At 36.7% G+C, this 7440-nt stretch carries 8 protein-coding genes and 1 pseudogene; 6 read left to right on the top strand and 3 right to left on the bottom strand.

All coding sequences use genetic code 11. The features are described 5' to 3' along the window. The 4 genes from P9E47_RS22765 to P9E47_RS22780 form a co-directional block, all read left to right on the top strand. Positions 1–379: phosphomethylpyrimidine synthase ThiC (locus P9E47_RS22765; protein ID WP_326165164.1), on the top strand; the 379-nt coding region annotated here is incomplete at its 5' end. Between the two features lie 99 nt (positions 380–478). Continuing rightward, a complete protein-coding gene (locus tag P9E47_RS22770) occupies positions 479–1351 on the top strand; it encodes a carbon-nitrogen hydrolase family protein (protein ID WP_003331237.1) in 873 nt (290 codons plus the stop codon). Between the two features lie 6 nt (positions 1352–1357). Further along, a complete protein-coding gene (locus P9E47_RS22775) occupies positions 1358–2020 on the top strand; it encodes a GNAT family N-acetyltransferase (RefSeq protein ID WP_326165167.1) in 663 nt (220 codons plus the stop codon). Between the two features lie 130 nt (positions 2021–2150). Further along, positions 2151–3317, top strand: coding sequence for a TraB/GumN family protein (locus P9E47_RS22780; RefSeq protein WP_003331239.1), 1167 nt, complete (start codon positions 2151–2153; stop codon positions 3315–3317). Between the two features lie 36 nt (positions 3318–3353). Here the strand turns inward: P9E47_RS22780 and P9E47_RS22785 are convergent, their stop codons facing one another. Further along, positions 3354–4397, bottom strand: coding sequence for an FUSC family protein (locus tag P9E47_RS22785; protein ID WP_003331240.1), 1044 nt, complete (start codon positions 4395–4397; stop codon positions 3354–3356). A gap of 443 nt (positions 4398–4840) precedes the next feature. On the opposite strand from P9E47_RS22785, the gene P9E47_RS22790 reads away from it, so the two are divergent. Beyond that, the gene (locus tag P9E47_RS22790; protein WP_326165170.1) at positions 4841–5347 is read left to right on the top strand and encodes a DUF4367 domain-containing protein; all 507 of its coding nucleotides are present in this window, start codon (positions 4841–4843) and stop codon (positions 5345–5347) included. Positions 5348–5463: 116 nt separating this feature from the next. Further along, positions 5464–5622: pseudogene (locus P9E47_RS22795) on the top strand (IS5/IS1182 family transposase); the annotation flags it as partial. A 202-nt stretch (positions 5623–5824) separates the two neighbouring features. On the opposite strand, the gene P9E47_RS22800 reads toward P9E47_RS22795, so the two are convergent. Further along, complete coding sequence (locus P9E47_RS22800; protein ID WP_081585675.1) at positions 5825–6046, bottom strand: YjcZ family sporulation protein; 222 nt, start codon at positions 6044–6046, stop codon at positions 5825–5827. 163 nt (positions 6047–6209) lie between these two features. Continuing rightward, entirely contained in the window at positions 6210–7001 is a 792-nt protein-coding gene (locus tag P9E47_RS22805; protein ID WP_003331242.1) for a protein-glutamine gamma-glutamyltransferase, read from the bottom strand. Positions 7002–7440: the final 439 nt, after the last annotated feature.

Consider the following 7440-nt stretch of genomic DNA (forward strand, 5'->3'; position numbering starts at 1 on the left):
TTGGATAATCAACACTCGTGTTATTACATATAAAATTGCCGCCCATGCTGCTGATTTAGCAAAAGGACATCCTGGTGCACAAATTCGTGATAACGCCTTATCAAAGGCCCGTTTTGAGTTCCGATGGCAAGATCAATTTAATTTATCACTAGATCCAGAAAGGGCTGTAGAATATCATGATGAAACTTTACCAGCAGAGGGTGCCAAAACAGCCCATTTCTGTTCCATGTGTGGTCCAAAGTTTTGCAGTATGAGAATTTCTCAAGATATCCGAAATTATGCTAAGGACCATAATCTTGAGACGACCGAAGCGATTGAAAAAGGAATGAAGGAAAAAGCTACCGAGTTCAAGCAAGCTGGAGGAGGCATCTATCAATAACAAATCGTAATTCTTGGAAACCGGTCTATTTTAGTATATATTTGTCCTATCGAAATGAATAGAGTAGATTGGACTCGAAAAGGATAGGAGGAGTTTCTATTGAAAATAAGAGTATCTGCAGTTCAATATCATTTACACACAATAAAATCATTTGAGGAGTTCTCCAATCAATGTGAACATTATATAAAAACAGCACAAGAGTATGGATCAGAGTTTGTACTGTTCCCTGAATTTTTTACAACACAGTTATTATCTATCGGAAACGGACAGGGCAGTTCTTTAACGATTAATAACTTGCCAAGTTTTACAGAGCAATATCTTAATTTATTTAAAAAGTTGGCTGAAGAAACTGGGATGCATATTATCGGTGGGACGCATGTTTTAACTAGAAACAACCGTCTTTATAATGTTGCCCATCTTTTTTATCCGGATGGAAGAGTAGAAGAACAAGCTAAGCTTCATATTACTCCTACGGAGGTAGATGAATGGAATATGTCAGCTGGTGACTCTTTTAAGATTTTCGAAACGGATAAAGGAAAAATTGCGCTCCTAACATGTTACGATATTGAGTTTCCAGAGATTGTCAGAATGGCCAAAGCAAAAGGGGCAGATGTGATTTTCTGTCCGTCTTGTACCGATGATCGCCACGGTTTTCATCGTGTACGCTACACAAGTCATGCACGGGCGATCGAAAACCAAGTGTATGTTGTTCTAACGGGAACCGTAGGGTCACTTCCAACCGTTGATTTTATGCGAGCAAACTTCGGGCAGGCAGTTGTTATTACACCAAACGATATACCGTTTCCTCCAAAAGGTTTATTGGTAGAAGGGGAAATCAACCAAGATATGATTGTAACTGCAGATCTTGATTTAAATCTTCTTTACGAGGTGCGCGAAAAGGGCTCTGTTACGACGTGGAGAGACCGCCGCGTTGATTTATATGTCGATTGGGAAAAACATGTAGAAGGGTGAGTGCAAGTGTACCGGAGCGAGTTTTTTATTTTTCATGATGGGAAGTCGTATCCTGTTGTTGTTCGGAACTATATACAGGCAGATTTTCGTGAACTCATCCAGATACAGTCAGAATGTTTCCCTCCCCCATTTCCTTCCGATTTATGGTGGGAGGAGGAACAGTTGACCAATCATGTAACACTGTTCCCAGAAGGGGCCATGTGTGTCGAAGTTGGCAGTGAACTGGCGGGATCGATGACGGGTTTAATCGTTGATTTTGATCCGAAGCATCCAAACCACACTTGGGAGGAAATCACTGATAATGGTTATATTCGCAACCATGATCCAAATGGAAATACACTCTACATTGTCGATATCGCTGTGCGACCTAGTTTCCGGAAATTTGGCTTAGGTAAACTGATGATGGAGGCGATGTATCATACTGTGATCAAGTTGGGATTGAATCGCCTACTTGGCGGTGGGCGCATGCCTGGGTATCATAAAATGGCTGATCAATTGACTCCTGAGGAGTATATTCGTGAGGTTACCGAAGGAAAAACGAAAGATCCGGTTATCTCCTTCCTGTTGCGTTGTGGCAGAACACCGCTAGCTGTAGTTGAAAACTACTTAGAAGACGCTGAATCGCTAAACTATGGTGCATTAATGGAATGGAAAAATCCTTTTAAATAATTTCAAGTTAAAAGTGGGATTCACAAATAAAACTTTGTGGTCCCATTTTTCAATTGATGGGTTCTAAAAAGCATTGTGAGTGTGTTTCGTGTTATAATGAAAAAAATAGAAAATAACAAGGTAGGTCACAATGCACGAGGAAAATATTACGAGAATCAATTTAGATGGAAAAGAATACATACTTATTGGTACAGCACATATTTCGAAAAATAGTGCCGAGCAGGTAAAAGAAGTGATTGAAGTAGAAAAACCGGATTCTGTTTGTGTAGAATTGGATCAGCAAAGATATCAATCCATTATCGAAGGTACCAAGTGGAAAGAAATGGATATCATTCAGGTTATTAAAGAAAAGAAGGCAACTTTGCTTTTAATAAATCTAGCCGTTTCTTCCTTTCAAAACCGTATGGCTAAACAATTTGGCATAAAAGCTGGACAAGAAATGATTCAAGGGATCGAATCAGCGAAAGAAATGGGTGCTGAGCTTGTGCTAGCGGACCGAAATATCCAAGTTACATTCTCAAGGATTTGGGGAAATCTTGGTCTAAAAGGGAAGTCCATTCTTCTTAGCCAGATTATAGCCAGCATTTTTAGCACAGAAACAATTTCCGAGGAAGAACTGGAAAAGATGAAAAATCAGGATACGATTAATGCAATCCTGAATGAATTTACCGAAACCTTCCCACAGTTAAAAAAACCATTAGTTGATGAAAGAGATCAGTATCTTGCCCAGAAAATCAAAGATGCACCCGGTGAAAAAATCGTTGCTGTTTTAGGAGCTGCCCATGTACCGGGCATTACAAAGGAAATCCATAAAGAACATGATTTGAAGCAATTGACTGTACTTCCTCCTAAATCCAAGTGGCCTAAAATTATTGGCTGGAGCCTTCCGATTCTGATTTTAGCCATTATTGCTTATACATTTTTTACTAATCCATCAGCAGGACTTGGTCAAACGATCAGCTGGATTTTATGGACAGGTTCGTTCGCTGCACTTGGAGCCATTGTCGCGTTAGGGCATCCGTTGACAATCTTAACAGCGTTTGTAGTAGCACCTATTACAACTCTACATCCGCTCCTTGCAGCAGGATGGTTTGCAGGCTTAACCCAGGCTTACATAAGGAGACCAAGCGTAAAAGACTTTGAAAGGCTGTCAGAGGATGTTTTTAGCGTCAAAGGATTTTGGCGGAACAAGGTAACTAGAATATTGCTCATTGTTATGATTGTAAATATAGGGGGTTCACTGGGAACCTTTATAGGTGGAATGGACGTCATTAAGACGTTTTTGCAGAACTTTTAACCTATAATAAAAATTAAAATCAAAAGGATGAAACGCTTAGGCTTCATCCTTTTGTGTTTTTCTAAGATATTGCTCAATCACACGATTTAAACGCTCAATTTGAAAGGCATATTTATAGACGGAAGAACCGATAACAGCAAGATGAATTTTTTGTTCATGATTTAGATTATAGGAATCAAATACCTTTTCTAAGAAGACTTTAGATTGTGAAACTAGGTCCTCCTCAAGCTCCGGTTCATCTGTTTTTATTTTTCCTTCATACTTTAATAAATAAAGTTCATGGTACTTAACTAAATGCTCGATTTGGTGATCAAAAAGCATATTCTCATCAGGATTCGGTTTGCTTTGGAAGTAAAACTCATCGATATTTTCCAATACAAGAAATCCCTGTTGAAGTGATTTAAGCATTTGCTTAAACACGACAATTTCACGTAAATTAATATTATTTATTTTCGCCATTTTTTCGCGTTCTTCATCAAAAAGCCTATATTGCTCCTCTAATTTTAGAATATCATTCTCCAAATCTTTCATTTGTTCCTGATATGATTTTTCAATCATTTCGTTAGAAATCGCAGTTCTCATTAGAAGGGCCATATTTTGGAAAATATTATGGACTTTGTTTAGATAATTTTTCTTGTACTTTGGTGGATAGATGAAAATATTTACTAATAAAGCTGAAATCATTCCGATTAAAATAATTCCAAAACGGTGCAAAGCGAATACCCAGTTTTCCTCAATCCCTGGGGCACTCATAATAGCAAGGACGGTTACTAATGTAAGGGATATGGTTTCCTCCATTTTTAATTTGAGGCTAATTAAAATGACGATGATCATAACAAGCCCTATGGCAATTGGATCGTTGCCAAGAAAATATAGGGCTAAGAGAGCGATAATTGCTCCAAGTGTATTCGTTTGAACTTGATCCCATACTTGTTTCCACGTTCGGTAAATCGACGGTTGAATGGTAAAAATAGCAGCCACACCGGCGAACACAGCAGATTGCAGATTAAAATAAGAACAAATAAACAAAGCAAGTGTAACAGCAATTCCAGTTTTAATGACTCGTGGCCCTAGCGTCACGATGATCGAATCCTCCATTTCAAGGCCATTTAAATTTTATTTCTTTGTTCGTTGAAAGAAATACTTTATCAAATATACGTTGAAACAGAAACTTTTTCAACGGCTTTGTTAAAATTCAAAAAATCAGAATATTGCACTAAAATTTGGTAAAATATAGTTCAAGGTTATTTTTCAGTAAAAGCAATTTTCAAGCCGATTAGTGTAAACAGGGAGCCTTGAATAATGTTGATTTTTCTTGATAAGGATAGGATAGAAAGTAAGTCCACAACTACCCCTCGTTTTTAAATAGATTGATTGAGGCTAGTTTAACATAAAATGATGGAAAACGATGTAGCTTTTTGTAAGGTGCTAAGTGTTCAACAAATTAAGAAGGACCAAAACAGAACATGAGGTAATTCTTAATGGGCATACTAAATAAAAACTCACAGACTGGAGATATATGCTTGATAAAATACATTTGGTATATCTTATTGACTTTATTCATTTTATCGCTCCCTGTGCCAACTCAAGCTGAAATTATGTATAACCTCGACAGTCTTACTATTTCAGAAATTAAAGACAGAGTTCATTTCAAGGTGTTCACGCCCCAGAACGTCCCGGAGGATTGGACACTTGAAATTAAAACCTATCCGTTCGGTGAAGAAGACTTTATATCAAAGATTAGGCTGCATTATATGGACTCCAATGATACTTATATGATTATCGGAATTGAAGAAAGAAGAGCAGCTACAATAAAAATGGAAAAGTTAAAACCAAGTGCTGAGAAGCTAGATATAAGCGGTAACGTGGGTTATTTTCAACCATGGGTCAATAGCGGTGAAAAAGTGGGGAAGGGAAAAATAATTACTGGTGGCATCCTTTCTTGGAGGCAAGAGGGAACTTTAATTAAAATGGATAGTTCCATTTTAAAAAAGGAAGAAATGCTGGAGATTGCTAGGTCGATGAGATAGAGTCTAAACTATCAAACAGAGTATTGAAATGAAGAAAGAGGGTACTGAAAAAGTCCTTCTAAATTATACCTTTTTTGCTATACAATTTTAGTATCAATTTTAAACGGGTGGGTGCTATGCTGCAAAATCAACAATCCATGGTTTTCAGTCCATATATTGATATTTATGATTTAGTTGTTCCCAAGGATAATCTACTGCGTAAAATCAACGATTTGATTGACTTCTCTTTTGTTTATAACGAACTTAAAGATAAATATTGCAAAGATAATGGTCGCTATTAGTTTTATTGGATTTGTACTAATTGTTACAAATGTAAATCTGTCGTTCCATTCTTTACGTAATTCTAGATTTGACTGTTTGGACATGAAAAATCTCCTCAAAACAGATTTGAAGAGATTATCTCATGTTGATTGATATATTCATATAATTAGGTGGGGGTTATTTTGACACTTGCGGAATAATAAAAAAGCAATGAAGTTAGCACTTTATATAGCTGTAGCAACTTGCACCTACAATGATGAGTAGGATAAACAATACTACAACTAAGATAAAATCGTTCCGATAAATAGGGCAGCCATAACTATAAACAGGAGCGGGACATCCATAACCATAAGCAGGAGCAGTATAGGTAGGCATTGGAGCAACATTTGGAGCAATATTAGCACCAAGAGTCGGCGGTGCATTAAGGTTTGAATACATTATCTTATCACACTTCCCTTCGAGTAATGAGTTTCACTATATAATACTCTCGAAGGTGGGTTTAGAGCCTGTCAGAAATTAAATAGGTAAATGTCAGGGTTGTGAAATGCCAAGAAATTACATCGATGAATAAAGATACTGAACATATGAAATTGAACTTTTGTTATGGTGCATAACCCATGATCGGACGCTGTATTTTGTATTCTTTACCATTTCTATACCAACTTGTCACTCTGAATAAATACTTAAAAGAAGGTCTTGTCACTAATTTTGTTAAATAAGCTGATTGGGAACTGATCGGTTTTCTTTTTTTATTAAGAATTTGAATCATTTCTGCTGGTGTTCTTATGTTAAATCCATGTCCAAACAATCTTCCATCAACAAGGAGAACAGCATTAACACCTCTGAACTGTGGTGTTTTTCGATCAAAGTCAGGATTATTAAAGTACAATACATCTCCAGGTAAAAAATGATTGGAATAGAAGGTGATGATACCTAAGTCAGTATCTGTATGCCAGCTGTAAATATACAGATTTCGAAATAGTGAATTAAATAAATAGCTACCAACACTATTCAATATTGCATGGTAATAGATAATTGGAATAGCTGTTGCACAATCAAATGCATAGAGTGAACTGTTCCGATAAATATCCAGAATCGCATCGGCCGGCAGCACATCGGGTCTTAAAAGGAACCCACCTGCCCTTGTTAATTGCCAGTACCTAGGATTGCAGCGGGCATATACAAAGGTTGTAAACACTGCTTGACTTTTGTTCATTTCGTTCGCACTTTGGATAATGTTCTTTCGCACTTTAAGTTCAAACACTAATTCCTCCACGAAATAATAAGAATAAATAGCGGCGGCATTCTGCATCTGTTTAATAATTGTTTTCTCAATACTCCCAAGATGCCACTTTTCATTCTGTTGAAACGGGACCCCTGATATTAGGATCATACAATCCCCCATTCCTATATCGTTTTTCATCTGCATTCATATCTATCGTATTCTCATTATTATTAATCATGTTAATTATTATGTGGGTCAAGGGTAGCGTAAATAGGCCGCACTTGTATTTTCAAGGGTGTTGCTTGAATTACTAAACGGATTGTGAAGATCTCTTTATATCACAAATGATAAATATTATTCCTTAGCATATATCTTGAAATAATCAAAGATGCCATACTACTTTTTAAGCATGGCATTCAGGAAATTTAGCAATAAAAGGGACGTCTGTGCTCAACAATAACATTTTTTCTAATAGGTTTATAAATGTGTCTAGGTACATTTACTACATTTAAACGATTTACATGAACTACTGGATGGATAATAGGGTTAACACATGGAACAAAACAATCTCGAACTAAGTATCTTGGTGTTTTCAATCAATGTCTAT

Origin of the sequence: Schinkia azotoformans (assembly GCF_035811335.1) — a bacterium.
GTDB classification, from domain to species: Bacteria; Bacillota; Bacilli; order Bacillales; family Bacillaceae_J; genus Schinkia; species Schinkia azotoformans.